The sequence below is a fragment of the Streptomyces sp. NPDC048644 genome (assembly GCF_043199105.1).
Taxonomy (GTDB): Bacteria; Actinomycetota; Actinomycetes; order Streptomycetales; family Streptomycetaceae; genus Streptomyces.
In genome coordinates, this window is sequence record NZ_JBICVO010000005.1 from 501,505 (window position 1) to 527,726 (window position 26,222).

Sequence of the window (26,222 nt, forward strand, 5' to 3'; positions counted from 1 at the left end):
GCCGGACTACGGTGCCGTGGCCGGGCCGGGGGTGCCGGGGGCCCAGCGTTCGCCGCCCATCAAGCGGCCCAGGCCGGCCCAGGCGAAGTTCATCAGGGTGGCCGCGGTTTCCTTCGCCGACGGCTGCTCCCGCTCCCCGGCGGCGTCCCCGTCCGCGGGCACGTTGACCCACTCCGCCAGTGACTCGGCCGCGCCGACCAGCGCGTGCGCCAGACCGGCCACCTCGCGGTCGGCCAACTCGCCTTCACAGCCCGCCTCTTGGGCCGCGGCGGCGATGAGTCCCGTCACGAACTCGGTGATCTCGGCCCGCATCACGGCCACTTCGCGCACGAACGGCTCGCCCTGCGTACGCGCCTGCTGGTGCAGCACCGCCCAGCCGTCCGGGTGCTCAGCGGTGTGCGCGAAGAAGCCCTTCAGGCCGCTCCACAGCTGCCGGTCGGCCGCCACGTCCGGCTCGACGGCCGCGGTGACGGCCTCGACCAGCGCCGCCGACTCGCGCCGGATGACCGCGCTGAACAGCTCTTCCTTGGAGTGCAGGTAGAGGTAGACCAAGGGCTTGGAAACCCCGGCCAGTTCGGCGATCTCGTCCATCGATGCGGCCCGGTACCCGCGCCGCGCGAAGGTGGTCACCGCCGCGTCCATCATCTGCTGCTCGCGCACCGCTCGCGGTACCCGCTTGCCCTTCACCGCACCCACGCCGAATGTCCTTCCGTCCCACCCCTTTACCGCAAGGGAAGTTTACGATCTTCCGCCCGCACATCCTTTCCCTTGACGCTGACCAGCCACTGCGAGACGATACGTCTCGTTACGTTGACGACGCCCAGGAGGCCCACCCATGCAGCAGTTCATCGAAGCCGCCCCCGGTGTCCGCCTGTGGACCGAACAGCACGGCGCCCCCGACGCTCCCCCGCTGCTGCTGGTCATGGGCGCCCAGGCATCGGGCCTCGGCTGGCCCGACCCATTCGTCGAAGCGCTCGCCGCCCGGCACCGCGTGATCCGCTACGACCACCGCGACACCGGCCGCTCCACCTGGTCGTTCGCCGACAACCCGTACCGCATCGCCGACCTCGCCCAGGACGTGATCACCGTCCTCGACGGGCTCGGCATCGACCGCGCGCACATCGTCGGCATGTCCCTCGGCGGCATGCTGACGCAGATGGCACTCGCCGACCGTCCCGAACGGTTCCTCAGCGCCACCCTCATGTGCACCATGGCCCTGAGCACCCGCCCGTACACCGCCCCGGACGGCGCCGAGACACCCGTCGCCGACCTCCCCGGCATCGCGCCCGAGGTACTGGAGATGTGGGCCAGACCCGTCGAGGACCACGGCCTGGAGGCCGAACTCGACCGCCGCACCCAGCACTGGCGGGTCCTCAACGGCGGCCGGCTCCCCTTCGACGCCGCGTACTTCCGCGCCCAGGAACGCCGCATCATCGAACACACCGGCCGCTACGCCACCTCGACCGCCCACGGCACCGCCGACGACGCCGGCATGCTGCGCACCGAAGCCCTGGCCGCCAACCGCGTCCCCACCCTCGTCATCGCCGCCACCGCCGAACCGGTCTTCCCGCCCCCGCACCCCCAGCACATCGCCCAGTGCCTCAACACCCCCCACCTCACCGAAATCCCCGGCATGGGCCACGCACTCCCCCCAGCCGTACACACCCCTCTCGCGACGGCCATCCTGGAGCACACAGGGGCGGAGGGGGCGGGAGTGGGGAGTTGAGGAGCGCGGGCCGATCGGGTGCGCGGGGGCCCGGGGCCGACGGGGCTCCGGGGCGGTGACTGTTCCAGCGGTCCCGCCCCGGCTTCCGATCCATTATCTCCGCCCCCAGGGGCCCCCGTCACCCTTCTCCCGAACGATCTTTGTGGGTGGTTTGCGCCTTTAGGGTTGCCTGCGATCGGTACAACACAACTGTCTGACCAGGGAGTTGAGAGTGGCGCAGGATATTGCCGCACTGACGGATGAGCTCGTGCGGATGGCCGCGGCGGACCAGCGGGCCTCGGTGCACGCGAACGGTGAGGACCCGGCGGGGCAGTTGGCGTGGCGGCGGCTGACCGCCCGGCACGGCGACCGGCTGAACGCGATCATGGATGAGTGCGGCTGGCCGACGGCGGAACTGGTCGGCGAGGACGCGGCGCGTGCGGCGTGGCTGATCGCGCAGCACGCCGACCGGCAGCTCGACGTCCAGCGGCGGGCGCTCCGTCTGATGGAGCAGGCGGTGGCGGCGGGCGCGGCCGGCCCCCGCGAGCTGGCCTTCCTGCGTGACCGCACGCTGGTCAACGAGGGGCGCAAGCAGGTCTACGGCACCCAGATCGCCGGCGTGCGGGACGGCTCGCCCCTGCCGTGGCCCTGCGAGGAGCCCGAGCGCATGGACGCACTGCGCGCCGAGGTGGGCATCGAGCCCTTCGACGCGTACGTCGCCCGGTTCCCGGCGGACTGACGCACCGCGCCGGCCTTCCGGAGCGAGCGCGGACACGGCTGCGCCCCGACCCGTCGAGCGTCAGGGGTCGGGGCGCAGCCGTGCGGCGGGCCGGAATTACGCGGGGACCGGCTCCGGGGCGGAGACCTGCTCGTCCGCGCCGTCGGCGGCGTCGTCCTCAAGACGGCTGCCGTGCGCCTGTGCGTAGGCGTCGCGGTCCAGGATCTTCTCCTTGGCGGAGACCAGGATCGGGATCACCGACTGGCCCGCGACGTTGGTGGCGGTGCGCATCATGTCGAGGATCGGGTCGATGGCCATCAGCAGGCCGACGCCCTCCAGGGGCAGGCCCAGGGTGGAGAGGGTCAGGGTCAGCATGACGGTCGCGCCGGTGAGGCCGGCGGTGGCGGCGGAGCCGATGACCGAGACGAAGGCGATCAGGACGTAGTCGCCGATGCCCAGCGGGACGTCGAAGATCTGGGCGATGAAGATCGCGGCGATCGCCGGGTAGATCGAGGCGCAGCCGTCCATCTTGGTCGTCGAGCCGAACGGCACCGCGAAGGAGGCGTACTCCTTCGGCACGCCGAGGCGCTCGGTGACCTTCTGGGTGACCGGCATGGTGCCGACCGAGGAGCGGGAGACGAAGGCCAGCTGGATGGCGGGCCAGGCGCCCTTGAAGAACTGCAGCGGGTTGACCTTGGCGACCGTCGAGAGCAGCAGCGGGTAGACGCCGAAGAGGACGATGGCGCAGCCGACGTAGATGTCGACGGTGAAGGTCGCGTACTTGCCGATGAGGTTCCAGCCGTACGTCGCGATGGCGTGGCCGATGAGGCCGACGGTGCCGATCGGGGCGAGGCGGATGACCCACCACAGGGCCTTCTGGAGCAGTTCCAGCGCGGACCGGCTGATCTTGAGGACCGGTTCGGCCCTGTCGCCGAGCTTGAGCGCGGCGATGCCGACGACGGCGGCCATGAAGACGATCTGCAGGACCTGCAGCTCGGTGAACGGCGTGACGATGTCGGTGGGCACGATGCCGGTGAGGAAGTCGATCCAGGAACCGGCGTGTTCGGGCGCCTTGCCGTCCTTGGGCGTCAGGCCGGTGCCCGCGCCGGGGTTGGTCAGCAGGCCGATGACCAGGCCGATGGCGACGGCGATCAGCGAGGTGGCCATGAACCACAGCAGGGTGCGGGTGGCGAGCCTGGCGGCGTTGTTGACCTGCCGCAGGTTGGTGATCGACACCAGGATGGCGAAGAAGACCAGCGGGGCGATGGCCAGCTTCAGCAGCTGGATGAAGAGGTCGCCGACGTGCTCGAGGGTGGACGTCAGCCAGCCGACGTCATTGCTCTTGGCGATCCAGCCGAGCAGCACGCCCAGGGCGAGGCCGGCCAGGATCTGGATCCAGAACGGAATCTTCGGTATTCGGGAGGACTTGGATGCCTTGGGGGCCTCTTCGGACACAGCGGTCTCAGATGTGGACAACGGACACACTCCGGTGACAGGTCAGACGTCGGGAAAACGGCGGAAGAGCGCCAGGAGGTCCGTAACGCGGATCTCCGGCCGCGGTGAGCATGGTCAGCGGCGGCAACAGGCCGCGGACAGACAGCGGCAAAGATCGACGTGCAGGCGCGCCACGAGCGGGGCGCTCACGGGGAACGAGGGCGCGGCTGCTGTCTTCATGACAAGTACGTTAACACTCGAACTTTGGGGAACTCAAAGAAAATCTTTGGGCAGGGCAATACCGAGCGGGACGAAAACGGCAGGCGCCCCACCGCGGAGGGGAAACTCCACGGTGAGGCGCCTGTGTTGGTGCGCGAGTGTGAGGTGGCCGACAATCCGGCCGTCAGCGGGACGGGCCGCCGCCGCCCGCCTTCCGTCCCGCCCGGCCGTCCGCTTCCGGTGCGGCGGGCGCGGTCCGGGTCAGAGGAGCCCGTCCTCCTGGCTGCGGTTGGCGGCGAGGCGCTCGCGCTGGCGGTCGACCTTGTCGACGATCTGCACGGACATCGCGTCCCGCTGCTTGCGCAGCAGCACGAAGCTGAGCGGCGCGGAGATCACGATGGCGAGCAGCAGCAGCCAGATGGTGTTCGCGCTGCCGACGCCGAGCGGGATGATCCGGAAGTAGGCCAGCACCCACACCAGCGCGAAGCAGGCGATGAAGAGGCCGATGCGAAGTGCGGTGTAGCGGAGTGTGGCGAACTTGGGGCTGCTCACGGGGCGGAACCTTCTTCTCAACGGCAACCAAAGGGTCGCCAACCAGTCAAGCACAGCGCCACTCGCGATCTTCCGTCCCCCCGGGGGCTGTTACCCGCAGGCCCGGTCAGTGCAGCTCACGCCACATCGTGATGTCGTCGCGGAAGTCGTCGTCGGCGACCTTGATCGCGCCCGGCACCCGGCCGACCTCCTTGTAGCCGCACGCGGCGTAGAAGCGCGATATGCCGGTGCCGCCACGGCAGGTGAGGCGGATGCCGGTGATGCCGTCGATGCTCCGGGCGGCGTCGTCGACCGCGTCCATCAGCGCGCGGCCCGCGCCCTGCCCCTGGAGGGAGGGGTGGACCATCACGGTGTAGACCCACAGCCAGTGCCGCATCAGGCGGTGGGAGTTGAGCGCCAGGAACGCCGTCGCCAGCACCCTGCCGTCCGCGTCGCGGCCCACCACCAGGCGCTCGCGGCCCTCGGCCATCGCCGTCAGATGCCGGAGCAGGTCGGGGCGTATCTCCTCCGGTGTCACCGGCGGGACGAAGCCGACCGCGCCGCCGGCGTTGGAGACGTCCGCCCACAGGGTGAGCAGTCCGTCGCGCAGTTCCGGGGTGACGGAGGGGTCCAGGTCGTAGCGCACGCTCATGTCCTGGACCCTAACGCCGACCACTGACAACGCCCCCGGCCGGGCCGGGGGCGCAGGTCAGCGGGTCAGCAGGTCACAGACGCATGGCCTGCGGCGACTCGCGGCGGTCCGGGTCGGGGCCCGGGTACTCGCGGATCGCCTCGTAGCGGGTGTTGCGCTCGACGGGACGGAATCCGGCGTCGCGGATCAGGTCGAGCAGGTCCTCGCGGGTCAGCTTGTTCGGCGTGCCGTAGTTGTCGGCGTCGTGCGTGATCTTGTACTCGACGACCGAGCCGTCCATGTCGTCCGCGCCGTGCTGGAGGGCGAGTTGGGTGGTCTGGAGGCCGTGCATCACCCAGAAGCACTTGACGTGCGGGACGTTGTCGAAGAGGAGGCGGGAGACCGCGAAGGTCTTCAGCGCCTCGGCACCGCTGGCCATGGTCGTGCGCGCCTGGAGCCGGTTGCGGACCTTGCCGTCCTTCATGTCCACGAAGTCGTGCTGGTAGCGCAGCGGGATGAAGACCTGGAAGCCGCCCGTCTCGTCCTGCAGTTCACGCAGGCGCAGGACGTGGTCGACGCGGTGGCGGTGCTCCTCGATGTGCCCGTAGAGCATCGTGCTCGGGGTCTTGAGGCCCTTTTCGTGCGCGAGGCGGTGGATCCGCGACCAGTCCTCCCAGTGGGTGGCGTGGTCGACGATGTGCTGCCGCACCTCCCAGTCGAAGATCTCGGCGCCGCCGCCGGTCAGCGACTCCAGGCCCGCGTCGATCAGTTCGTCGAGGATCTCGGACGCCGACAGGCCGGAGATGGTCTCGAAGTGGTGGATCTCGGTGGCGGTGAACGCCTTGAGGGAGACCGTGTCGGGCAGCGCCTCCTTGAGGGCGCTGAGCGACCGGGGGTAGTAGCGCCACGGCAGCGTCGGGTGCAGGCCGTTGACGATGTGCAGCTCGGTGAGGTTCTCGTTCTCCATCGCCTTGGCGAGGCGGACGGCCTCCTCGATGCGCATGGTGTACGCGTCCTTCTCGCCCGGCTTGCGCTGGAACGAGCAGTAGGCGCACGACGCGGTGCACACGTTGGTCATGTTGAGGTGACGGTTGACGTTGAAGTGGACGACGTCGCCGTTCTTGCGGGTGCGCACCTCGTGTGCGAGGCCGCCGAGCCATGCCAGGTCGTCGGACTCGTAGAGGGCGATGCCGTCCTCGCGGGTCAGCCGCTCCCCGGCGTGGACCTTCGCCTCCAGCTCGCGCTTGAGGCCCACATCCATCGACGCAGCCATCCGGTCGCCTCCCACTCTCTGCCGTATCTGTCCCGTTTCGGTGCCGGAAACGGGCCTGCCCGAGCCTACTCCCCCGTCAACGGCACGGGCGGAGCCCCCTGCGGCGCCCCGCCCCGCGCAGCCACGGCCGGGAGGCGACGGCCGCTATTCGACCTCCTCGGGAAGCTCGCCGACGCGGTTCTCCCACTTGGTGGAGAGCACGATGGTGGTGCGGGTACGGGAGACGCCCTTGGTGCCGGACAGCCGCCGGATGATCGTCTCCAGGCCGTCCATGTCACCGACCCGCACCTTGAGCATGTACGAGTCGTCGCCGGCGATGAACCAGCAGTCCTCGATCTCGGCGAGGTCGCGCAGCCGGCGTGCGACGTCCTCGTGGTCGGCGGCGTCCGAGAGGGAGATGCCGACCAGTGCCGTGACGCCGAGCCCGAGGGACTTGGCGTCGACCGTCGCGCGGTACCCGGTGATCACACCGGCCGCTTCGAGGCGGTTGATCCGGTCCGTGACGCTGGGCCCGGAGAGGCCGACGAGGCGGCCGAGCTCCGCGTAGGAGGCCCTCCCGTTCTCGCGAAGTGCCTGGATGAGCTGCCTATCCACCGCGTCCATGCCCTCTAGCCTTCCAATCTTTACGCAATTTCGGATCCTGCATGTAGAATCTAAGGCATACAGGGCTCGATGCCTTGTGATTCTTCCAAATGATCAACGACGATCTTCACAGGAGTTGTCACCGTGTACTCGATCGAGATGGCCTACGCCCGCATGCGCGAGCTGCAGGACCAGGCCAATCGTTCACGTGCCCACCACCAGCCCGCCGCCCCGCGGGCCCGGCGCCGCCTCGGCCGCGCCGCCGCCAAGAAGCGCTAGGGCGCGGCGGGAGCCTCCCCCTAGGAGGCTCCCCCGAGTTCCCCCTCCCAACGCCGGTACAGACCGTGCGGCACAGCCGCCGCGTCGAGCACCCGGCCGGCGACGAAGTCCACCAGATCCTGGATGTGCCTCGCGCCCGCGTAGAACGCCGGGGAGGCGGGCAGCACCACGGCGCCCGCCTCGTCCAGCGACACCAGATGCTTCAGCGTCGGCCCGTTCAGCGGGGTCTCCCGCACCGCGACCACCAGCGGCCTGCGCTCCTTGAGCGTCACGCTCGCCACCCGCTGGAGCAGATCCTTCGAGAGTCCGAGCGCCACCCCGGCGACACATGCCGTGCTCGCCGGGACGATCAGCATGCCCTTCGCCGGATACGACCCGGACGAAGGACCCGCCGCCAGATCACCGGCCGGCCAGTACCGCACATCGGCGAGTTCCGTCTCGTGCACCGCGAACGTCTCCGGCTTGCCGTCCGCGCCGCGCGCCAGCCACTCCCGCAGGTCCGCCCGCCAGTGGGCGTCCCGGAACGCGATCCCGGTCTCGTCGAGCAGGGTCAGCCGGGACGCCCGGCTCACGACCAGGTCCACCGCCTCCCCCGCCGCGAGCAGCCCGCGCAGCACGGACGCGGCATACGGCGTCCCGGAGGCGCCGGAGATCCCGACGACCCACGGACGGCGCCGACCTGGGTCCTGCTGACTGGTATCGATGGGCGAAGGCTCCACGACATCGAGCCTATCCGCCGGAACCGCCGGCCCGTCACGGCCGTTCTCCCTCATGAACCCCCTGGCCCCGCCGCACCGGGAAGCAGCCGGAACGAAGCAGAGAAAGGCCCGCCGATGAGCCGCGCGAAGCCCGCGATCTTCCTGATGCTGGGCTGGATCGGGCTGCTCTGGCTGCTGGAGGGTGTCGACACCGTCAGCGGGCACGCCCTGGACACCTTCGGCATCCAGCCGCGGGAGTTCGGCGAGCTGGGCGACGTGATACCCGCCGCCTTCCTCCACTTCGGCTTCGGCCACCTCGCCGCCAACACCCTGCCGCTGCTGGTGCTCGGCTTCGTCGCCGCGCTGCGCAGCGGGGTGCGCCGCTTCCTGGGCGTCGTCCTGCTGATCATCCTCACCAGCGGCCTGGGTGTCTGGCTGACCGCGGCCCCGCACAGCAACACCGCGGGGGCGTCCGGCGTCGTCTTCGGCCTCTTCGGCTACCTCCTCGTCCGCGGCTTCATCGACCGCAAGATCCTCGACATCGGCATCGGCGCCGTGGTCGCCGTCCTCTACGGCTCGATCGTCTGGGGCGCGCTGCCGACCGACAGCGGCATCAGCTGGCAGGGCCACCTGTTCGGGCTGCTGGGCGGCGTGCTGGCCGCCTTCGTCTTCCGCAGCAGGCGCCCCGCGCTCACGCCGGGCGCCACTGTCGGACCCGTCCCGTAACCTCTGAGGAACGGGAGCCGCCGGGCCGCCGACACGGCGCCGGGGCGGGGCACTACGCAGCGCACGGGGTGAGCACGATGTCCGATTACCACCAGCCGGGATACGGATACGGACCGCAGAGCGGGCCGCAACAGCCGTACGGCGGCGGCCCGGGATGGCAGAGCGGCCCGCCCCCGAACGGCTACGGCTACCCGTCGGCCCCCGGGTACGGCGCGGACCCCGGCTACGGCACCCCGCCGCCCCCGCCGTCGACGAGCGCCGCGATGTGGGCGCATCTCGGCGCGCTGCTGACGGTGACCGCGGGCTCGATGATGTGCTGCGGCCTCGGCGCGTTCGCCGGCTGGATCGGCCCGATGTCGGTACGCGGCAGCGAGCGCAACAAGCACGACAGGTACGTCCGCCATCACGCCACCGAGGCCCTCAACTTCGGCATCACCCAGGCCCTCATGGCGGTGCTCGGCGCGGTGCTGTACTTCGGCACGATGCTCGTCTACGGGCTGGTGGCGGACGAGGCGCAGCGCGCGTCGGCCGGCCTCGCGATCCCGATGCTGACCGTGATCGCGATCATGGGCGCCTACGGCATATCGGGCGTCGTCTGCGCGATCATCGCCACGGTGAAGGCGACCCGCGGCGAGTGGTGGAGCTACCCCCGGCTGATCGCCTGGCCGATGGTCAAGGCGGCCTGAGAGCCCGCGTCCGCACCCCGGTCGCGGGGTACCCGCGCCGGGCCAGGCCCATGCGAAAGGGCGGGGCCGCGCGGCCCCGCCCTCGCGTCACAGCAGACGCCCCGTCAGACCGTCAGTCCCCGAACCAGCAGGTCGGCCAGCGCGCAGACGAACAGCGCGATGCCGATGAAACCGTTGACGCTGAAGAAGGCCCGGTTGAGCCGGGACAGGTCGTGCGGCCGGACGATCGTGTGCTCGTAGAGGAAGGCCCCGACGACGATCACCAGACCGATCCAGAAGCACACCCCCGCGTCGGTGGCCAGCGCGTACCAGACCAGCAGCGCGGTGGTGACGGCGTGGCAGGCGCGGGCGCCGTGCAGCGCCGCCGGGATGCCGAAGCGGGCCGGCACGGACTTCACGCCGTGCGCGCGGTCGGCCTGTACGTCCTGGCAGGCGAAGATCAGGTCGAAGCCGCCGATCCAGACGCCGACCGCAAGGCCGAGGATGACCGCGTCCCACGACCAGCTGCCGCTGATCGCGATCCAGGCGCCGACCGGCCCTATCGCCTGGGCGAGCCCCAGGATCGCGTGCGGGAAGTTCGTGAACCGCTTGCCGTACGGATAGACCACCATCGGGATCACCGCGACCGGCGCCAGCGCCAGGCACAGCGGGTTGAGCAGCGCGGCGGCGGCGAGGAAGACGACGACGGCGACCAGCGCGCCGGTCCACGCCGACTTCACCGAGACCGCGCCGGTGACCAGTTCGCGGCCGGCCGTGCGCGGGTTACGGGCGTCGATCTCGCGGTCGATGATGCGGTTGGCCGCCATCGCGAACGTCCGCAGCCCGACCATCGCCACCGTCACCAGCAGCAGCCGGCCCCAGTGGATGTTCCGGTCCCACTGGTACATCGCGGTCAGCGAGGCGATGTAGGCGAACGGCAGCGCGAAGACCGAGTGCTCGATCATCACCAGGCGGAGGAACGCCGACACCCCTCCGCGCACGCGTGGGGCGGACGGGTTCGCGCCGCCCTCCACGGGGATCGCTTCGCCGCTCACAGGCCGTACTCCTTCCAGCGCTTGGTCACCCGGTCACGGACGGCCGGGTCCGACTCGACCATGTCCGGCCAGCCGCCGTCTCGCGTATACCCCTCTTCGGGCCACTTCTTCGTCGCGTCGATACCCGCCTTGCCTCCCCAGAACTGCTGGTAGGAGGCGTGGTCGAGATGGTCGACCGGGCCCTCGACGACGGTCAGGTCCCGGGCGTAGTCGGTGTTGCCGAGCGCCCGCCAGGACACCTCGTGGAGGTTGTGGACGTCGCAGTCCGCGTCGACGACCACGATCAGTTTGGTCAGCGACATCATGTGGGCGCCCCAGATGGCGTGCATGACCTTCTGCGCGTGCTTGGGGTACTTCTTGTCGATCGAGACGATCGCGCAGTTGTGGAAGCCGCCGGACTCGGGGAGGTGGTAGTCCACGATGTCCGGGACGATGATCTTGAGCAGCGGCAGGAAGAAGCGTTCCGTCGCCCGGCCCAGCGGCCCGTCCTCGGTCGGCGGGCGGCCCACCACGATGGACTGGAGCAGCGGGCGCTTGCGCATCGTGACGCAGTCGATGGTCAGCGCGGGGAACGGCTCCTGCGGCGTGTAGAAGCCGGTGTGGTCGCCGAACGGGCCCTCGGGCAGCATCTCGCCGGGTTCGAGCCAGCCCTCGATGACGACCTCGGCCTGGGCCGGGACCTGGAGCGGGACGGTCTTGCAGTCCACCATCTCGATCCGCTTGCCCTGGAGGAAGCCGGCGAAGAGGTACTCGTCGATGTCGCCCGGCAGCGGCGCGGTGGACGCGTAGGTCACGGCAGGGGGGCAGCCGAAGGCGATGGCGACCGGCAGCTTCTCGCCGCGCTTGGCCGCGACCTGGTAGTGGTTGCGGCTGTCCTTGTGGATCTGCCAGTGCATGCCGATGGTGCGCTTGTCGTGGCGCTGGAGGCGGTAGAGGCCGAGGTTGCGGATACCCGTTTCGGGGTGCTTGGTGTGCGTGAGGCCGAGGTTGAAGAAGGAGCCGCCGTCCTTCGGCCAGGTGAACAGCGCCGGGAGCATGTCCAGGTCGACCTCGTCGCCCTTGAGCACGACCTCCTGGACGGCCGCGTCCTCGCCCTTCACCTTCTTCGGCGGGACGTGCGTCATGCCGGCCAGCTTGCCGAACGCCTCCCGCATCCCGACGAAGCCCTGCGGCAGCTCGGGCTTGAGCAGCCCGCCGATCCGGTCGCTGATGTCGCTGTAGTCCTTGAGGCCGAGTGCCTTCAGGAGCCTGCGGTCGGTGCCGTAGACGTTCATGGCCAGCGGCATCGCCGAGCCCTTGACGTTCTCGAAGAGAAGGGCAGGGCCGCCCGCCTTCTGCACCCGGTCAACGATCTCGCCGACCTCCAGATAGGGGTCGACCTCGGCCTTGATGCGCTTGAGGTCGCCCTCCCGGTCGAGCGCGCGCAGGAACGAGCGAAGATCGTCATAAGCCATACGTCCCAGTATCGGGTACGCACTACCCTGGACGGGTCACCGGGCCCCGCGGCGGGCCCGCCACCGCGTCCAGGGGGACCTTCACGCCATGCTCAGGTATCTGCCCTTCCTCTTGGTGCTTGCGCTGTGGATCTACGCGTTCATCGACTGCGTCAACACCCCCGAATCACAGGTCCGCGGGCTGCCCAAGGTCGTCTGGGTGCTCATCATCCTGCTCTTCGGCGAGGTGCTGGTCGGGCCGATCGTCTGGCTGGTCGCCGGCAAGGTCAGGCAGCCCGCGAACGGCGGCACCCCCTCGCAGTGGCACCGCAACCACCGCACCACCTGGGTGGCGCCGGACGACAACCCCGAGTTCCTCAAGTCGCTCAAGGACGAGAACACGAAGGACGAGGCGCTGCTCAAGGACTGGGAGGCCGACCTGCGACGCCGCGAGGACGAGCTGCGCCGCAAGGAGGACGGCTCCCCGAACGGCCCCGACGAGACGCCGCCGGGCAAGGGCTGAGCGCACAGGAGACGCCCGGCCGACAGCCCGTCGGACGCCCTTCGGGTGCCCGCCTCTGAGAGTCTTGCGCCATGGACCAGGCACCGGAGCACGGCCGGCAGGACATGGCGCGGGACCGCGACGCGGTGCGGCTGCACGGCGACGACGGCCGCACACCTGACCTCCCGGGCGACCCGCGGCACCTCCAGGAGCACGCCCGCACGATGCTGGCGACCGCCCTCGCCGAGGCACGGGCCGGGCTCGGCGAGGGCGGCATCCCGATCGGCGCCGCCCTCTACGGTCCGGACGGCACCCTGCTCGGCAGCGGCCACAACCGCCGGGTCCAGGACGGCGATCCGTCCGCGCACGCCGAGACCGCGGCCTTCCGCGCGGCAGGACGGCAGCACAGCTACCGCGGCACGACGATGGTCACCACCCTCTCGCCCTGCTGGTACTGCAGCGGCCTGGTACGGCAGTTCGGCATCTCCCGGGTGGTCGTCGGCGAGGCCAGGACCTTCCACGGCGGGCACGACTGGCTCGCCCGGCACGGCGTACGGATCGTGGTGCTGGACGACGCGGAGTGCGCGGAGATGATGCGGGACTTCATCGGCGCGCACCCGGCGCTGTGGAACGAGGACATCGGCGCCGAGTGACGCGGTGGCCGGCCGGCATCACGGACGTGACGCCGGCGGCCCCCGGGATCCACGCCCCGGTGCGGGCCGGTAGCACCGCATCCGCCACCGCGCCGCTGCCCGGCGAGCGGCTCTGTCCTGCGCCGACCGAAACCCCCGCACTGCACCTCTTGGCGTACATGTCGTAGCTTTTCCCAGCCAACTGGCGCCTGTTCATGGCCATTTGACACATAGTTCAGCCATCTCCCCCTGCCTGTGCAACCCGTGCGCCGAGACAGTCGGGTCGTCCCACTGCGGTCTCACGCGACACAGGGAGAGTGCCACCTATGCCCGATATGACCCGACGTAGACTCCTCGGCTCCGCCACGGGCGCGGTCGGCGGCGCCGCGGCGCTGTCGCTGCTGCCCCCGAGCATCCAGAAGGCCGTGGCCGCGGGCCCGCCCCGGCACGGCGGGCTGCACGACATCGAACACGTCGTCCTGCTCATGCAGGAAAACCGGTCCTTCGACCACTACTTCGGCACCCTGCGCGGCGTCCGGGGCTTCGCCGACCCGGACGCGCTGGCACTCCCCGACGGCCGTTCCGTCTTCCACCAGCCGGACGCGGTGAACCCGGACGGCTACCTGCTGCCGTTCCGCCTCAACACCCACACCTCCAGCGCCCAGGCCATCCCGTCCACCAGCCACGCCTGGTCGGTCCAGCACGAGGCGTGGAACGGCGGCAAGATGGACCGCTGGCTGCCCGCGCACCGCAAGGCCGACGGGGTCAACGGGCCGTACGTGATGGGCTACCACACCCGCCGGGACATCCCCTTCCACTTCGCCCTCGCCGAGGCTTTCACGCTCTGCGACAACTACTTCTGCTCGGTCTTCGGGCCGACCTGGCCCAACCGGCTGTACTGGATGACCGGCACCCTCGACCCGGGCGGCAGGCACGGCGGCCCGATCCTCAACAACACCGCGCCGCAGCCGTACCGCTGGACGACGTACGCCGAGCGCCTTGAAGCGGCCGGGGTCAGCTGGAAGGTCTACCAGGAGGAGGACGACTACGGCTGCAACCTCCTGGAGCAGTTCCAGACCTTCCGGAACGCCAAGCCAGGCGAGGCGCTGTACGAGAAGGGGGTACGGCCGCAGCCGGCCGGCACGTTCGAGGACGACGCCCGCAACGACCGGCTGCCGGCCGTGTCCTGGCTGATACCCACCGGCCACCAGTCCGAGCACCCGGACTACCTGCCGGCCGCCGGCGCCGACTACATCGCCCGGAAGATCGAGGCCATCGCCTCCAACCCCAAGGTCTGGCGCAAGACCGCCTTCATCCTCAACTACGACGAGAACGACGGGCTCTTCGACCACGTGCCGCCGCCCACCCCGCCGGCCGGCACCCCGGACGAGTTCGTCGGCGGCCTCCCCATCGGCGGCGGCTTCCGCGTGCCCTGCATGATCATCTCGCCGTGGACGGTGGGCGGCTGGGCGGCTGGCGACGCGTTCGACCACACTTCCGTGCTCCAGTTCCTGGAGCGCTTCACCGGCGTCGACGAGCCCAACATCAGCGACTGGCGGCGGGCCACCTTCGGCGACCTGACCTCGGCGTTCGGCTTCCGGCACGCGGCGCACCGGCCGCCGCGACTGCCGCACAACACCGCGGAGCAGCTGGCCGAGGCCCAGTGGGACGTGGCGCATCTGCCCAAGCCGGAACTGCCGGGCGGCGGCCAGCGCCCGCCGCGCCAGGAACACGGCGGGCGTAAGCGCCGCTGAGCCCCTGGAACACGTCGGAGGCGGCCCTTCGGCGGGCCGCCTCCGGTGGACCGACGCCGGATCAGACTCCCGCGTAGGAGTGCAGACCGGTCACGAAGATGTTCACGCCGTAGTAGTTGAACAGGTAGCAGCAGAACGCGATCAGGCCCAGCCAGGCGGCCTTGCGGCCCTTCCAGCCGGCGGTGGCGCGGGCGTGCAGGTAGCAGGCGTAGGCGACCCAGGTGATGAAGGACCAGACCTCCTTGGGATCCCAGCCCCAGTAGCGGCCCCAGGCGGCCCCGGCCCAGATGGCGCCCGCGATGATGGTGAACGTCCACAGCGGGAAGACCGTGGCGTTGACGCGGTAGGCGAACTTGTCGAGCGAGGCGGCGGCGGGCAGCCGCTCCAGCACCGAGGTCGCGAACGCGCCGGGCTGCTTGCCCGACGGGTCGGCGAGCTTGGCTTCGTAGCGGTCGCGGAAGAGGAAGAGCAGCGTCGCGACGGCACCGAGGTAGAGCACGGCACCGGAGATGATCGCGCAGCTGACGTGGATCCACAGCCAGTACGAGTGCAGCGCGGGCACCAGCTGGTCGCTGGCGGTGTAGAGCACGGACACGGCCAGGCCCAGGGTCAGCAGGACCGTGGTGACCAGCGGCAGTCCGATCCAGCGGACGTTCTTCTTGAACGCCAGCAGGATCAGGTACGCGCTGACCGCGACCGCGGCGAAGGTCGTGGAGAACTCGTACATGTTGCCCCAGGGGGCCCGCTGTACGGACAGCGCGCGGGTGGCCACACCCGCGACATGCAGCGCCCAGGCCAGGACGGTCAGCGAGATGGCGATCCGGCCGTAGAGGTCGCCCTTCTCGGTGCCGCCGGCCGCGCCGGGGCCGTCCGGGACGTCACGGCTGCCGGGCGCCGAGCGGGTGACGACCTTCGGCCGCTCCAGCACCGCCGTGCCGCCCTTGCTCGCCACCCGCACGGTGACCGGGGCGGCTGCCTTCGCGTCGCCGGTCAGCGCAGCGGAGGTACGGCCCACCTTGCTGCGGCTGCCGAACACCCACTCGGCCATGTGCGCGAGGAAGGCCAGGGTGTAGACAGCCATCGCCGAATAGACCAGCAGATTGCTGTTGTGCGCCAGTGTCTCGTTGGCTGCGGCCGCGATGTTCACGCGCGCGCTCCTTCGGAGGGATCAGCAGGTTCGGCGGAGTCGGTGGGCTGCGCCGGGACTTCGGGATCGGGGCCTGCGGAGGGGTGCTCCGGGTCCGCAGCCGCGGGGGCATCGGGTGCCAGCGCCACGGCCAGGTCGGCGATTTCCTCCGGCAGCCGGGCCGACTCGCTGCGGCCCAGGCCGGCGATCTCGACGACGGTGACGCCGTCGGCGCCGCGCACCGCACGGACCCAGACCCGGCGGCGCTGGATGAACAGCGAGCCCGCCAGGCCCAGCAGCACCGCCACCGCTCCGGCCAGCGCGAGACCGTTGCCCGGCTGGTGGGTGATCTTGAAGCTGGCCCAGGTCTTGACGCCCTTGAAGGTGATGGAGCCGTCGCCGTCGGGCAGCTTCATCGTCTCGCCCGGCAGCATCATCTTCGCCAGCTTCTTGCCCTTGGCGGAGTACTGCTTGAGGTTCTTCTGGTCGAGCTGGTAGACGCTCTGCGGCAGCCCGGAGTCCAGGCCCAGGTCGCCGTGGTAGGCGGTGAGCGTCAGCACCGGATAGTCCAGCGCGGGGAACTGCGAGAACATCGAACCGGAGCCCTTGCCGCCGAACGTCGGCACGAAGAAGCCCTGGAAGCCCAGCTGGTTGCGCTTGCCGTCCTTGGTCTGGGCGCCCGGCACCTTCACCACACCGGTCGAGGTGAAGTTCTTCGGGTCCTGCGTCAGGAAGGGCACCGCGCCGTCGTAGACGACCTTGCCCCGGCCGTCCTTGACGCTGACCTCCGGCGCGTAGCCGTGGTTGAGCAGGTAGACCTTGGAGCCCGCGATGTCGAGCGGCTCGTTCACCTCGATCGAGGTCTTGTGCTCCTTGCCGTCCGCGCCGGTGTAGTACGTGACGTTGGCCCGGAAGGTGCGCGGGGTGCCCCGCTCGGGGCCGGTCCGCTCGTACGTCGCGTCGAACTTGTCGAGCGTGAAGCCGAACGGCTCCATCGTGTCCGTGTCGAAGAAAGGCCCGGACTTGAAGTCGTCGTACTGGGTGAGGTTGTTGGCGAAGCCGTCGCCCTCGGTGGTCAGCTTGCCGCCCTCGGACTTCCACAGGCTGCCGACGGCGAACGCGACCAGCAGCACGATCAGCGCGAGGTGGAAGACGAGGTTGCCGACCTCCCGCAGATAGCCCTTCTCGGCCGCCACCGCCGTACCGGAGAGGTCCGCGCGGAACCTGCGCTTCTTCAGCAGCCGGCGGGCCGCGCCGAGCACCGCGTCGGGATCGGCATCGGTACGCCACGTCGTGTACGCGGGCAGCCGGGTCAGCCGGCTGGGCGCGCCCGGCGGGCGGCCCCGCAGCTGCCCGACGAACTGCCAGGTGCGGGGCACGATGCAGCCGATGAGGGAGATGAAGAGCAGCAGGTAGATCGCCGAGAACCACACCGAGCTGTAGACGTGGAACATCCCCAGCTTGTCGTAGATCCCGGAGAGCGCCGGGTGGTCGGCCTTGAAGGAGTCGACCTTGACCGGGTCGATGCTGGTCTGCGGGATCAGCGAGCCGGGGATCGCCCCTATCGAGAGCAGGAAGAGCAGCAGCAGCGCGACCCGCATCGAGGTGAGCTGCCGCCAGAACCACCGCGCCCAGCCGACCGGGCCGAGCGAGGGGAAGCTGATCTCTTCCTTGGGTGCGGTGGAGAGCTGGGATCCGGCCGCGCCGAGATCCCCGCCCGCGTCCCCGGACTGCCGCGCGCCGGTCTCCGGCCCCGGGTCGTGGGGGGTGTCGGTCTTGGTGGACATCAATCAGATCCCAACGGTGAAGCTTTGCGTCCAGCTCTGCAGCTCGGACATCAGGCTGTCCCAGACGCCGGTGACCAGGAGGATGCCGAGCGCGACCATCATGCCGCCGCCGGTCCGCATCACCCACACGTAGTGGCGCTTGACCCAGCCGAACGCGCCGAGCGCCCGGCGGAACGCCAGCGCCACGAACACGAACGGCAGGCCGAGCCCCAGGCAGTAGACGATGGTCAGCAGGGCGCCGCGCGCCGCGCTGGCCTGGTAGAGCGAGAGGGTGTTGACGGCGGTGAGGGTGGGGCCCAGGCACGGCGTCCAGCCGACGCCGAAGAGCACCCCGAGCACCGGCGCGCCGACCAGGCCCATCGTGGGCTTCTTGTGGAAGCGCAGCTCGCGCTGGCCGAAGCGTTTGAGCACCCCGGCGAAGGCCAGACCGAGCAGGATCATCAGGGCGCCCAGGACGCGGGAGATGATCTCCTTGTTCTCCTGGAGCCGTTGCCCGAAGAACCCGAAGAGCGCCCCGCCCGAGACGAAGACGGCGGTGAAGCCGAGGACGAACAGCAGGGCACCGGCCAGCATCCGGCCGCGCTTGGCCTCGGCGAGGTCGGTGCCCGTGACCCCGGTGACGTAGGACATGTAGCCCGGTACGAGCGGCAGCACGCAGGGCGAGAAGAAGGAGACCAGGCCGCCGAGCAGCGCGATGGGCACGGCGGCCAGCAGGGCGCCGGTCATGACGGTCTGGTTCTCCGCGGCGGCGAGCGCGATCACTGGATCACTTCTCGGCGATCAGCGGCTTGATCATCTTGCGCAGGTCGTCCTCGGTGATCGGGCCGATGGACCGCGCCGCGATCCTGCCGTGCCGGTCGATGGCGATCGTGGAGGGGATCGACTGCGGATTGAGGCTGCCCTTGGGGAAGCGCAGCATCAGCTTCCCTGACGGGTCGTACAGGCTCGGATACGGCACCTTGTGCTGTTCCTCGAAGCTGGTGGCCTGTGACTTCTCGGAATCCCTGGTGTTGATCCCGACGAACTGGACGCCCTTGTCCTTGGTGTCGCCTGCGACCTTCGCGAAATTCGGCGCCTCGGCGATGCACGGGCCGCACCACGATCCCCAGACATTGAGGACGACGACCTTGCCGCGGTAATCCGCGACGTCGAGCTGCTTTCCTCTGGTGGTCTCACCGGAGAGGTCGGGCGCTTTCTGCCGGTCGGCCACGGCGACCGTGGCGACACCGTTCTTGCCCTGGACGAACCGGGTCTGCGCCGAACCGCCCGACGTGCCGTCCCCGCAGGCGCTCAGCGTCAGCGAGGCGAGCGCGGCTCCTGCGGCGAGCAGGGTGAGGCGACGGCGGCCGGTGAGGCGGCGTGGGGCGCGGCAGGCACTCATGTGAAAAGTTTCGCATGGGCGGATTCCGGATCTTCCGCACCCCCCTCGCCCCGGCAGGTTCCCCGCAAAGCGCCATGTCACAGCGGTGGGGGGGGGGGGGGGCGCCCCCGCCCCCCCCCCCCCCCCCCCCCCCCCCCCCCCCCCCCCCCCCGGGGGGGGGGCGGCGGGGGGCCGGCGCCCCCCCCCCCCCCCCCCCACCACCGCCTCAGGCCGCCGCGAGGTACGACTTCCAGCCGCCGGCCGGCTGCTGGCCGACGCTCAGCCCCTGGAGCTTGGCGAGCACCTGCGGGTCCTGCGCGTCGAGCCAGTCGGTGAACTGTCGGAAGGACACCAGCCTGACGTCCTCGTGCTGCTCGTTGGCGATGTGCTTGAGCGCTTCCTCGACGGCGTCCATGTAAATGCCGCCGTTCCATTCCTCGAAGTGGTTGCCGATGAAGAACGGCGCGCGATTGGTCTCGTACGCCCGCTGGAATCCGGAGATGTACGAGTCGGTGGCCTGCCGGCGCCAGCCCGGGTAATTCACGGACGGCGCCCGGGTGGAGTTCTTGGACTGGTTGGCGAGGATGTTGTAGTCCATCGACAGCACCTCGAACGAGTGGCCGGGGAAGGGAATCTGCTGGAGCGGATAGTCCCAGACACCCATCTTTTTCCTGGGCCACATCTGGAGCCCGCCGGGCGAGCTCGCGTCGTAGCGCCAGCCGAGGTTTTTCGCCGTGGGCAGCAGGTTCTCCTGGCCGAGCAGGCAGGGCGTACGGCCGCCGACCAGTTCCTTGCGGTAGTCGAAGGGCAGCGGGTCCATGTCCTGGAAGCCGGTGTGCGTACGCCACTTGGTGACGAAGTCCATCGCCTGGTCGATCTCGGACTGCCACTGCTCGGGCGTCCAGCCCTTGACCGAGCCCGACCCGGTGCAGAAGTGCCCGTTGAAGTGGGTGCCGACCTCGTGTCCTTCGAGCCACGCCTGGCGGACGTTCTTCAGCGTCACCTTGATGTGCTCGTCGGTGAGGTAGCCGATGTCGGAGGCGCCGGGGCGGTTGTTCGGCGGGAGGTAGAGGTCCTTCTTCGACTCGGGCAGCAGGTAGAGGCCGGAGAGGAAGAAGGTCATGGCCGCGCCGTGGTCCTTGGCGAGCTGGAGGAAGCGCGGGAAGAGGCCGTTGCCGACCTCTCCCGCGCCGTCCCACGAGAAGATCACGAACTGCGGCGGGGTCTGTCCCGGCTCCAGCCGCTCGGGCGCCTTCGGCTGGTTGGGCTGCGGCCCGGTGTCGGCGGTGGAGCCGTCGCCGATGAGTTTCGGCCTGGCCTGCACCGCGTTCTTGGCCCGCTGCTTGTCCGACTGCGTGTCCGTACCGGTGGCACAGCCGGCGACGCCCAACGCCGCGGCTGCCCCAACTCCCATACCCAGCAGGTTCCGCCGACTGATTGCGCGCATAGCGTCGTCCCCATCCGTGCTCGCTGATCTCAATATCCATATAAACGGACAATGGGATAGATGGCCGGATGGACACGTAGGTTCCGGGCTATTCAGTTAGATCTCGCATTTTTGCTCGCTATTGACGCATAGGTACTTGACAGGACGTCAGCCCCAGCGCCTCAACGCCCGCCGCTCAGGCGCCGAACGCCTTCGCCTTCCCCTTGACCGGCTTGGCACCGGCCAGCAGATGCGCGGGCACCAGGTCACGCGCCGGCTCGGTGTAGCCCACCGAAACGATCTTGTCGCCGTGGAAGGTGAACGACGTCAGCGAGGCCAGCGTGCACTGCCGCTTGCGCGGGTCGTGCCACAGCCGCCGCCGCTCCGCGAAGCTGCGCACGATCCAGATCGGCAGCTGATGGCTGACCGCCACCGCCTCGTGCCCGCGCGCCGCGTCCCGCGCCGCGCCGAGCGCCGCCATCATCCGCACGACCTGCTCGATGTACGGCTCGCCCCAGGACGGACGGAACGGATTCGTCAGGTACTTCCAGTTGCCCGGCTTCTTCAGCGCGCCGTCCCCGACCCCGAACGTCTTCCCCTCGAAGACGTTCGCGGCCTCGATCAGCCGCTCGTCGGTCGCCACGTCAAGACCGTGCGCCGCCGCGATCGGCGCCGCCGTCTCCTGGGCACGCTCCAGAGGAGAGGAGACGAGGTGTGTGATGTCCCGCTCCGCGAGATGCTCCGCGACCCGGTCGGCCATCTTCCGGCCCAGCTCCGAGAGGTGGTAACCGGGACGGCGCCCGTAGAGCACGCCCTCCGGGTTGTGCACCTCGCCGTGCCGCATCAGGTGCACCACGGTGATGTCTTCGCTGCTCATGTCACCCATTCATTGAGTCGTGATCCGTCAGCCGCGCGGCCGGCCGCTGCGCCCCGGAGCGCCCGGCCGGCCGCGTGGCATCCCGTACGTCGGTCAGGCCGTGGCCGCGGCGGCGGCCCGCGCGGCGGCCGGCAGCGCGGCGGCGATCCGCTCGACGGCCGCCGCGTCGTGCGCGGTCGACAGGAACCACGACTCGAAGGCGGACGGCGGGAGGTAGACGCCCTGCGAGAGCATCGAGTGGAAGAAGGCGGTGAAGCGGAACGACTCCTGCGCCCTGGCCCCGTCGTAGTCCGTCACCTCGGCGTCCGTGAAGAACACCGTGAACATGTTGCCCGCGGCCTGGACGCGGTGCGCCACGCCCTCCTTCGCCAGCGCGGCGGTGACAAGACCGCGCACCTCGGCCGAGACCGCGTCGACCTTCGCGTACGCCGCGTCGTCCAGCAGCCGCAGCTGCGCGACACCGGCGGCGGTGGCGATCGGGTTCCCGGACAGGGTGCCCGCCTGGTAGACGGGGCCGACCGGCGCGAGGTGTGCCATCACATCGGCGCGACCGCCGAACGCCGCGGCGGGGAAGCCGCCGCCCATGACCTTGCCGAAGGTCATCAGGTCCGGCGTGACCCGGTCGATGCCGTACCAGCCGGCCTTGCTGACCCGGAAGCCCGTCATGACCTCGTCGGAGATGTACAGCGCGCCGTTCTCCGCGCAGACGTCCTTGAGCCCCTGGTTGAAGCCCGGCAGCGGCGGGACGACGCCCATGTTGCCCGGCGACGCCTCGGTGATCACGCAGGCGATCTCGCCCGGGTGCGCGGCGAACGCGGCCCGCACCGCCTCGATGTCGTTGTACGGCAGCACGATCGTGTCGCCGGCCTGCGCGCCCGTCACACCCGGGGTGTCCGGCAGACCGAGGGTCGCCACCCCCGAACCGGCCGCGGCCAGCAGCGCGTCGACGTGGCCGTGGTAGCAGCCGGCGAACTTGACGACCTTGGCCCGGCCGGTGAAACCGCGCGCCAGCCGGATCGCCGACATCGTCGCCTCGGTGCCGGACGACACCAGCCGCACCTGCTCGACGGGCTCGATCCGGGCGACGATCTCCTCCGCCAGCTCGACCTCGCCCGAGCCCGGCGTACCGAAGGACGTGCCGCGGGCGACCGCCTCCTGGACCGCCGCGATGACCTCGGGGTGGGAATGGCCGAGGATCATCGGTCCCCACGAGCACACGAGGTCGACGTACTCGCGGCCGTCGGCATCAGTGAGGTACGGACCGGTACCGGACACCATGAAACGGGGCGTACCGCCCACGGCGCGGAACGCCCGCACCGGAGAGTTCACGCCACCGGGCGTCACCTCGGACGCACGGTCGAACAGCGACTGCGAAACAGGGGCTTCATAGGGAAAAGACACAGCGATCCTGACCTGCATATACGGAGGGAAGGGCGGCGCGGCACTCGGACGCGGCCCGGCTGGCAACAGTGCGGGGGAATCCCTTCGCGGACACCCTCGGCGCCGCGCGGTTCCGTCTCGGTCCCTTTTCGATTCCTCTCGCTCTCGGCCGGGCGTCAGCCCCCGCGCGTCTGCAAAACTGGGGCGTCGTACGAATGGGTCACGCAACCAATGGTCTCAGAGGCGCACGGGGGCGTGCGGCCGGGCGTTTCACGCGCTGGTGACGGGGGAGGTCTCTGAGACGATGATCGGGTTTGCGCGGCTGAGGCTGCGAGTGGTCGGGTGGAGATATGCATCGCGGTGGCGAACTGGGCGAGGGAACCGATGACCGGGGTCCTGAGCGCGCCCAGCGTGGCCGCCACCGGCGCGAGGACACCAAGGGCGGGGACAACAGAGGCGGCCGTATGGGGGTGACGTACAAATACTTCGGCGCGCCGAACGGCGCCACGGCGGCCCGCGTCCCGATCTCGATGCGCCCCGAGGAACTCGGCGGCGACGAGCTCGGCATGGGCGGCATGTTCACCAAGATCAAGCCGGAGACGATGGCCGCGATGGTCCTCACCGGCATCGAGGGCATACCCCTCCACAAGGTTCCGCCGCTCGAACTGGTCGTCCTCCACCCCGATTACGCCGTGGTGAAGCTCCCCATGACGGTGGTCGACCCGCTGCGCGGGGTCGGCGAGGAATCGGTCGGCGCCGCCGCCTTCATCTGGTCCACGGTCCCCGACCGCGGCGGCCCGCGCGACGCCTACTCCGTCTACCAACTGCTCCACGAATGGCAGGACTTCAGCCACCGTCTGCACGACGCGGGGCACCAGGCGTACTGCCTGGTGTGGCCGTAGCGACGGGCCCGGCCACCGGCAGGCCGAAGGCCCCGCTTCCCGCCGCCCCACCGGCGGACCGCGCCGCCCTCCGGGACACCGTCGGCGCCCTCGCGGCCCGGCCCGACCGGGAAAGCGCGCTCGCTCCCCGGGATGCGGCGGGCGTTCAGGGCAGCTCGGCCGTGAGGTAGCGCTCGACCGTGGGCGCCAGCCAGGCGACGACCTCGTCGTGACTGAGGCCGACGGCCGGCGGGAGGTGCAGGACGTAGCGGCACAGCGCCATGCCCAGCATCTGCGAGGCGATCAGCGCGGCACGGGCCGACGCCTCGTCGGCCGGGCAGACGGCCGCGATCACCGGGCCCATCTGGTCCCGGAAGACGCCGCGCATCCGCTCCGCGCCCGCTTCGTTCGTGACGCCGACCCGCAGCATGCCCGTCAGCGTCTCGTCGCGCTCCCAGCGCTCCAGGAAGTGGCACACGAGCCGGGCGCCCCGTTCGCCGCTCGGCACGTCCGTGAGGTCGGGTACGCGCAGGTCGATCTCGGAGGCGGCGGCGAACAGGCCCTCCTTGTTGCCGTAGTAGCGCATCACCATCGACGGGTCGATGCCCGCGTCCCTGGCGATGGCGCGGATGGTGGCCCGCTCGTAGCCGTCGGCGGCGAACCGGTCGCGCGCCGCGGCCAGGATCGCGGCGCGGGTGGCGTCGGAGCGGCGGGGGCGCGCTCCGGCGGCGACGGTGGCCGCGCGGATGTCGGCCGCATCGGCGACGGAAGGGGGCGGTACGGAATCGGCCATGCCCACAACTGTATGCCCACGTGCGTGTGCCCACACCTGTATGCCAACACCCGTTGACTTTACGCGACGGCCACCGTACGCTTGCCAACAAGCGTTGACCAACACGTGTGGGCACAGGAGGCGGCCATGAGGGCCACGCACCGCAAGTCCGGCACCACCGACCTGAGCAACCCGGGACACGCCTCGGGCGCCGCCCCGTCCAGCGCCCCGTCCAGCGCCCCGTCCACCAGCCCGTCCACCGAGCCGGCCGCGGGTCCGGGCGGCGCGGGCCGGACCGACGTCCTCGTCATCGGCGCCGGCCCGACGGGCCTGCTGCTCGCGGGCGACCTCGCCGAATCCGGCCTCGGCGTCACGCTCCTGGAGCGCCGCGCCGAGAGCACCAGCAATCTCAGCCGCGCCCTGGTGGTGCACGCCCGCACCCTGGAGCAGCTCGACAACCGCGGACTGGCCGACGAACTGGTCGCCGGCGGCCACCCGTTGACCCGGATGCAGATCTTCGGCAACGTCACTCTCCATCCGACCCGGCTCCGCTCCCGGTTCCCGTTCGTCCTGGTCACCCCGCAGTTCGAGGTGGAAAGGCTGCTGGCGCGCCGGGCCAGGGAGGCAGGCGCCGTCATCCGGTACGGCTCGGAGCTGCTGGGGTTCGACCAGGACGCCGAGGGGGTGACGGCGCGCTTCCAGGACGCCGATGGCACCCGCAGCGAGCGGGCCGCCTACCTCGTCGGCACCGACGGCGTCCGCAGCACGGTCAGGGAAACCCTCGGCCTGCCCTTCCCCGGCCGCTCCGTCATCCGCTCCCTGATCCTTGCCGACGTACGGCTGGAGCGGGCCCCCGCGGCCCCCTTCCTCATGAACTCCACCGCCGACGCCACCGCCCTCATCGGCACGTTCGGCGACGGCTGGTACCGCGTCGCGGGCTGGAACCCCCGCCGCCAGGCAGCCGACACCGCCCCCGTCGGCCTGGACGAGATCCGCGAGCTCACCCGCCTCGCCCTCGGCACGGACTACGGTATGCACGACGCCCGCTGGATCTCCCGCTTCCACAGCGACGAGCGGCAGGTGCCCGACTACCGCGTGGGCCGGGTCTTCCTCGCCGGTGACGCGGCGCATGTGCACTCCCCGGCCGGCGGCCAGGGGATGAACACTGGGCTCCAGGACGCCGCCAACCTCAGCTGGAAGCTCGCCGCCGTACTCCAAGGCCGGGCGCCCGACGCCCTGTTGGACAGCTATCACGCCGAGCGTCATCCGGTCGGCAGGATGGTGCTGCGCAGCAGCGGCTCCCTCCTCCGGCTCGCCCTGCTGCACAGCCCTGCCCGACGCGCCCTCCGCACGGCCGGCGCCCAGCTCATCAGCCGCTTCCCGCCACTGTCCCGGCGCGCCCTGGGCACCGTCTCCGGCATCGGCATCGCCTACCCCGCCGGGCGCAGCGCCCATCCCCTGGCCGGCCGCCGCGCCCCCGACATCCGCCTCGCCGACTCCACCCGGCTCTACGAACTCCTGCGCCACGGCCGCTTCGTCCTCATCACCCCCGCCGCCGAGACGGCGACGCAGCGGCCCAACGACCGTGTGGCACACGCCTCCTGGGCCGGAGACCGGCGCACCGCCGTGCTCGTGCGGCCCGACGGCTACATAGCCTGGGCCGACGACACCCGCGATCCCCGCGCACGGGCGGCGGCCCTGCGCAGCGCCCTTGACCGCTGGACGGGCAGCCCGACGGGAGGGTGACGGCAGCCGCCGGGCCCTCCGAGTACGCCC

General features: G+C 70.6%; 27 protein-coding genes. 10 read left to right on the top strand and 17 right to left on the bottom strand.

Features of this window, described 5'->3' with window-relative positions:
- Nucleotides 1-6: 6 nt before the first annotated feature.
- A complete protein-coding gene (locus tag ACGFNI_RS14785) occupies nucleotides 7-696 on the bottom strand; it encodes a TetR/AcrR family transcriptional regulator (protein WP_393683766.1) in 690 nt (229 codons plus the stop codon).
- 139 nt (nucleotides 697-835) lie between these two features.
- Between ACGFNI_RS14785 and ACGFNI_RS14790 the strand changes: the two genes are divergently transcribed.
- Both ACGFNI_RS14790 and ACGFNI_RS14795 read left to right on the top strand, forming a co-directional pair.
- Nucleotides 836-1,726 (top strand): alpha/beta fold hydrolase, encoded by an 891-nt coding sequence (locus tag ACGFNI_RS14790; RefSeq protein ID WP_393683767.1) that lies wholly within the window; start codon nucleotides 836-838, stop codon nucleotides 1,724-1,726.
- Nucleotides 1,727-1,937: 211 nt separating this feature from the next.
- Nucleotides 1,938-2,444 (top strand): DUF6624 domain-containing protein, encoded by a 507-nt coding sequence (locus tag ACGFNI_RS14795; RefSeq protein ID WP_393683769.1) that lies wholly within the window; start codon nucleotides 1,938-1,940, stop codon nucleotides 2,442-2,444.
- 96 nt (nucleotides 2,445-2,540) lie between these two features.
- Here ACGFNI_RS14795 and ACGFNI_RS14800 read toward each other — a convergent pair whose 3' ends face one another.
- The 5 genes from ACGFNI_RS14800 to ACGFNI_RS14820 form a co-directional block, all read right to left on the bottom strand.
- The gene (locus ACGFNI_RS14800; RefSeq protein ID WP_393683771.1) at nucleotides 2,541-3,899 is read right to left on the bottom strand and encodes a dicarboxylate/amino acid:cation symporter; all 1,359 of its coding nucleotides are present in this window, start codon (nucleotides 3,897-3,899) and stop codon (nucleotides 2,541-2,543) included.
- 438 nt (nucleotides 3,900-4,337) lie between these two features.
- Nucleotides 4,338-4,628 carry a DUF4229 domain-containing protein gene (locus tag ACGFNI_RS14805; protein ID WP_393683773.1) on the bottom strand — a complete coding sequence of 97 codons (291 nt, stop codon included), beginning with the start codon at nucleotides 4,626-4,628 and terminating at the stop codon, nucleotides 4,338-4,340.
- 106 nt (nucleotides 4,629-4,734) lie between these two features.
- Nucleotides 4,735-5,259 (bottom strand): GNAT family N-acetyltransferase, encoded by a 525-nt coding sequence (locus tag ACGFNI_RS14810; protein WP_393683775.1) that lies wholly within the window; start codon nucleotides 5,257-5,259, stop codon nucleotides 4,735-4,737.
- A 73-nt stretch (nucleotides 5,260-5,332) separates the two neighbouring features.
- Nucleotides 5,333-6,499, bottom strand: a complete 1,167-nt coding sequence (gene mqnE, locus ACGFNI_RS14815) for an aminofutalosine synthase MqnE (RefSeq protein WP_393683906.1) — start codon at nucleotides 6,497-6,499, stop codon at nucleotides 5,333-5,335.
- A 156-nt stretch (nucleotides 6,500-6,655) separates the two neighbouring features.
- Nucleotides 6,656-7,114 (bottom strand): Lrp/AsnC family transcriptional regulator, encoded by a 459-nt coding sequence (locus ACGFNI_RS14820; protein ID WP_393683777.1) that lies wholly within the window; start codon nucleotides 7,112-7,114, stop codon nucleotides 6,656-6,658.
- A gap of 123 nt (nucleotides 7,115-7,237) precedes the next feature.
- Between ACGFNI_RS14820 and ACGFNI_RS14825 the strand changes: the two genes are divergently transcribed.
- On the top strand, nucleotides 7,238-7,372 hold the full coding sequence (locus ACGFNI_RS14825) for a hypothetical protein (protein WP_393683779.1): 135 nt from the start codon (nucleotides 7,238-7,240) through the stop codon (nucleotides 7,370-7,372).
- Nucleotides 7,373-7,392: 20 nt separating this feature from the next.
- Here ACGFNI_RS14825 and ACGFNI_RS14830 read toward each other — a convergent pair whose 3' ends face one another.
- Complete coding sequence (locus ACGFNI_RS14830) at nucleotides 7,393-8,091, bottom strand: UbiX family flavin prenyltransferase (RefSeq protein ID WP_393683781.1); 699 nt, start codon at nucleotides 8,089-8,091, stop codon at nucleotides 7,393-7,395.
- 114 nt (nucleotides 8,092-8,205) lie between these two features.
- On the opposite strand from ACGFNI_RS14830, the gene ACGFNI_RS14835 reads away from it, so the two are divergent.
- Together ACGFNI_RS14835 and ACGFNI_RS14840 are read left to right on the top strand one after the other, a co-directional pair.
- Nucleotides 8,206-8,796 carry a rhomboid family intramembrane serine protease gene (locus ACGFNI_RS14835; protein ID WP_393683782.1) on the top strand — a complete coding sequence of 197 codons (591 nt, stop codon included), beginning with the start codon at nucleotides 8,206-8,208 and terminating at the stop codon, nucleotides 8,794-8,796.
- 77 nt (nucleotides 8,797-8,873) lie between these two features.
- Entirely contained in the window at nucleotides 8,874-9,482 is a 609-nt protein-coding gene (locus tag ACGFNI_RS14840; RefSeq protein WP_393683784.1) for a DUF4870 domain-containing protein, read from the top strand.
- Nucleotides 9,483-9,586: 104 nt separating this feature from the next.
- On the opposite strand, the gene mqnP is transcribed toward ACGFNI_RS14840, so the two are convergent.
- On the bottom strand, nucleotides 9,587-10,516 hold the full coding sequence (gene mqnP, locus ACGFNI_RS14845) for a menaquinone biosynthesis prenyltransferase MqnP (protein ID WP_393683785.1): 930 nt from the start codon (nucleotides 10,514-10,516) through the stop codon (nucleotides 9,587-9,589).
- Entirely contained in the window at nucleotides 10,513-11,970 is a 1,458-nt protein-coding gene (locus ACGFNI_RS14850) for a menaquinone biosynthesis decarboxylase (RefSeq protein ID WP_393683787.1), read from the bottom strand. Before ACGFNI_RS14850 ends, mqnP begins: the two co-directional genes overlap by 4 nt.
- 88 nt (nucleotides 11,971-12,058) lie before the next feature.
- Here ACGFNI_RS14850 and ACGFNI_RS14855 point away from each other — a divergent pair, with 88 nt between their 5' ends.
- The 3 genes from ACGFNI_RS14855 (at nucleotide 12,059) to ACGFNI_RS14865 (ending at nucleotide 14,837) form a co-directional block, all read left to right on the top strand.
- Entirely contained in the window at nucleotides 12,059-12,472 is a 414-nt protein-coding gene (locus ACGFNI_RS14855) for a PLD nuclease N-terminal domain-containing protein (protein WP_393683788.1), read from the top strand.
- A 203-nt stretch (nucleotides 12,473-12,675) separates the two neighbouring features.
- Nucleotides 12,676-13,104 carry a nucleoside deaminase gene (locus tag ACGFNI_RS14860; RefSeq protein ID WP_393683908.1) on the top strand — a complete coding sequence of 143 codons (429 nt, stop codon included), beginning with the start codon at nucleotides 12,676-12,678 and terminating at the stop codon, nucleotides 13,102-13,104.
- A gap of 305 nt (nucleotides 13,105-13,409) precedes the next feature.
- Nucleotides 13,410-14,837: an alkaline phosphatase family protein gene (locus ACGFNI_RS14865; protein ID WP_393683789.1), complete on the top strand. Its 1,428-nt coding sequence runs from the start codon at nucleotides 13,410-13,412 to the stop codon at nucleotides 14,835-14,837.
- A gap of 61 nt (nucleotides 14,838-14,898) precedes the next feature.
- On the opposite strand, the gene ccsB is transcribed toward ACGFNI_RS14865, so the two are convergent.
- The 7 genes from ccsB to hemL all read right to left on the bottom strand — a co-directional run bounded on the left by ccsB (nucleotide 14,899) and on the right by hemL (nucleotide 22,814).
- Nucleotides 14,899-15,984 (bottom strand): c-type cytochrome biogenesis protein CcsB, encoded by a 1,086-nt coding sequence (gene ccsB, locus ACGFNI_RS14870; protein ID WP_393683790.1) that lies wholly within the window; start codon nucleotides 15,982-15,984, stop codon nucleotides 14,899-14,901.
- A complete protein-coding gene (locus ACGFNI_RS14875) occupies nucleotides 15,981-17,750 on the bottom strand; it encodes a cytochrome c biogenesis protein ResB (RefSeq protein ID WP_393683791.1) in 1,770 nt (589 codons plus the stop codon). Before ACGFNI_RS14875 ends, ccsB begins: the two co-directional genes overlap by 4 nt.
- A gap of 3 nt (nucleotides 17,751-17,753) precedes the next feature.
- Entirely contained in the window at nucleotides 17,754-18,512 is a 759-nt protein-coding gene (locus ACGFNI_RS14880) for a cytochrome c biogenesis CcdA family protein (protein ID WP_393683792.1), read from the bottom strand.
- A gap of 4 nt (nucleotides 18,513-18,516) precedes the next feature.
- Nucleotides 18,517-19,131: a TlpA family protein disulfide reductase gene (locus ACGFNI_RS14885; protein WP_393683793.1), complete on the bottom strand. Its 615-nt coding sequence runs from the start codon at nucleotides 19,129-19,131 to the stop codon at nucleotides 18,517-18,519.
- A gap of 205 nt (nucleotides 19,132-19,336) precedes the next feature.
- Nucleotides 19,337-20,557, bottom strand: coding sequence for a hypothetical protein (locus ACGFNI_RS14890; RefSeq protein ID WP_393683795.1), 1,221 nt, complete (start codon nucleotides 20,555-20,557; stop codon nucleotides 19,337-19,339).
- A 175-nt stretch (nucleotides 20,558-20,732) separates the two neighbouring features.
- Nucleotides 20,733-21,413 carry a histidine phosphatase family protein gene (locus ACGFNI_RS14895; RefSeq protein ID WP_393683797.1) on the bottom strand — a complete coding sequence of 227 codons (681 nt, stop codon included), beginning with the start codon at nucleotides 21,411-21,413 and terminating at the stop codon, nucleotides 20,733-20,735.
- A 93-nt stretch (nucleotides 21,414-21,506) separates the two neighbouring features.
- Nucleotides 21,507-22,814: a glutamate-1-semialdehyde 2,1-aminomutase gene (gene hemL / locus ACGFNI_RS14900; RefSeq protein WP_393683798.1), complete on the bottom strand. Its 1,308-nt coding sequence runs from the start codon at nucleotides 22,812-22,814 to the stop codon at nucleotides 21,507-21,509.
- Between the two features lie 329 nt (nucleotides 22,815-23,143).
- Between hemL and ACGFNI_RS14905 the strand changes: the two genes are divergently transcribed.
- Nucleotides 23,144-23,695, top strand: coding sequence for a hypothetical protein (locus ACGFNI_RS14905; RefSeq protein ID WP_393683799.1), 552 nt, complete (start codon nucleotides 23,144-23,146; stop codon nucleotides 23,693-23,695).
- Nucleotides 23,696-23,840: 145 nt separating this feature from the next.
- Here ACGFNI_RS14905 and ACGFNI_RS14910 read toward each other — a convergent pair whose 3' ends face one another.
- The gene (locus ACGFNI_RS14910; protein ID WP_393683801.1) at nucleotides 23,841-24,467 is read right to left on the bottom strand and encodes a TetR family transcriptional regulator; all 627 of its coding nucleotides are present in this window, start codon (nucleotides 24,465-24,467) and stop codon (nucleotides 23,841-23,843) included.
- Nucleotides 24,468-24,593: 126 nt separating this feature from the next.
- On the opposite strand from ACGFNI_RS14910, the gene ACGFNI_RS14915 reads away from it, so the two are divergent.
- Complete coding sequence (locus tag ACGFNI_RS14915) at nucleotides 24,594-26,192, top strand: FAD-dependent monooxygenase (RefSeq protein ID WP_393683803.1); 1,599 nt, start codon at nucleotides 24,594-24,596, stop codon at nucleotides 26,190-26,192.
- Nucleotides 26,193-26,222: the final 30 nt, after the last annotated feature.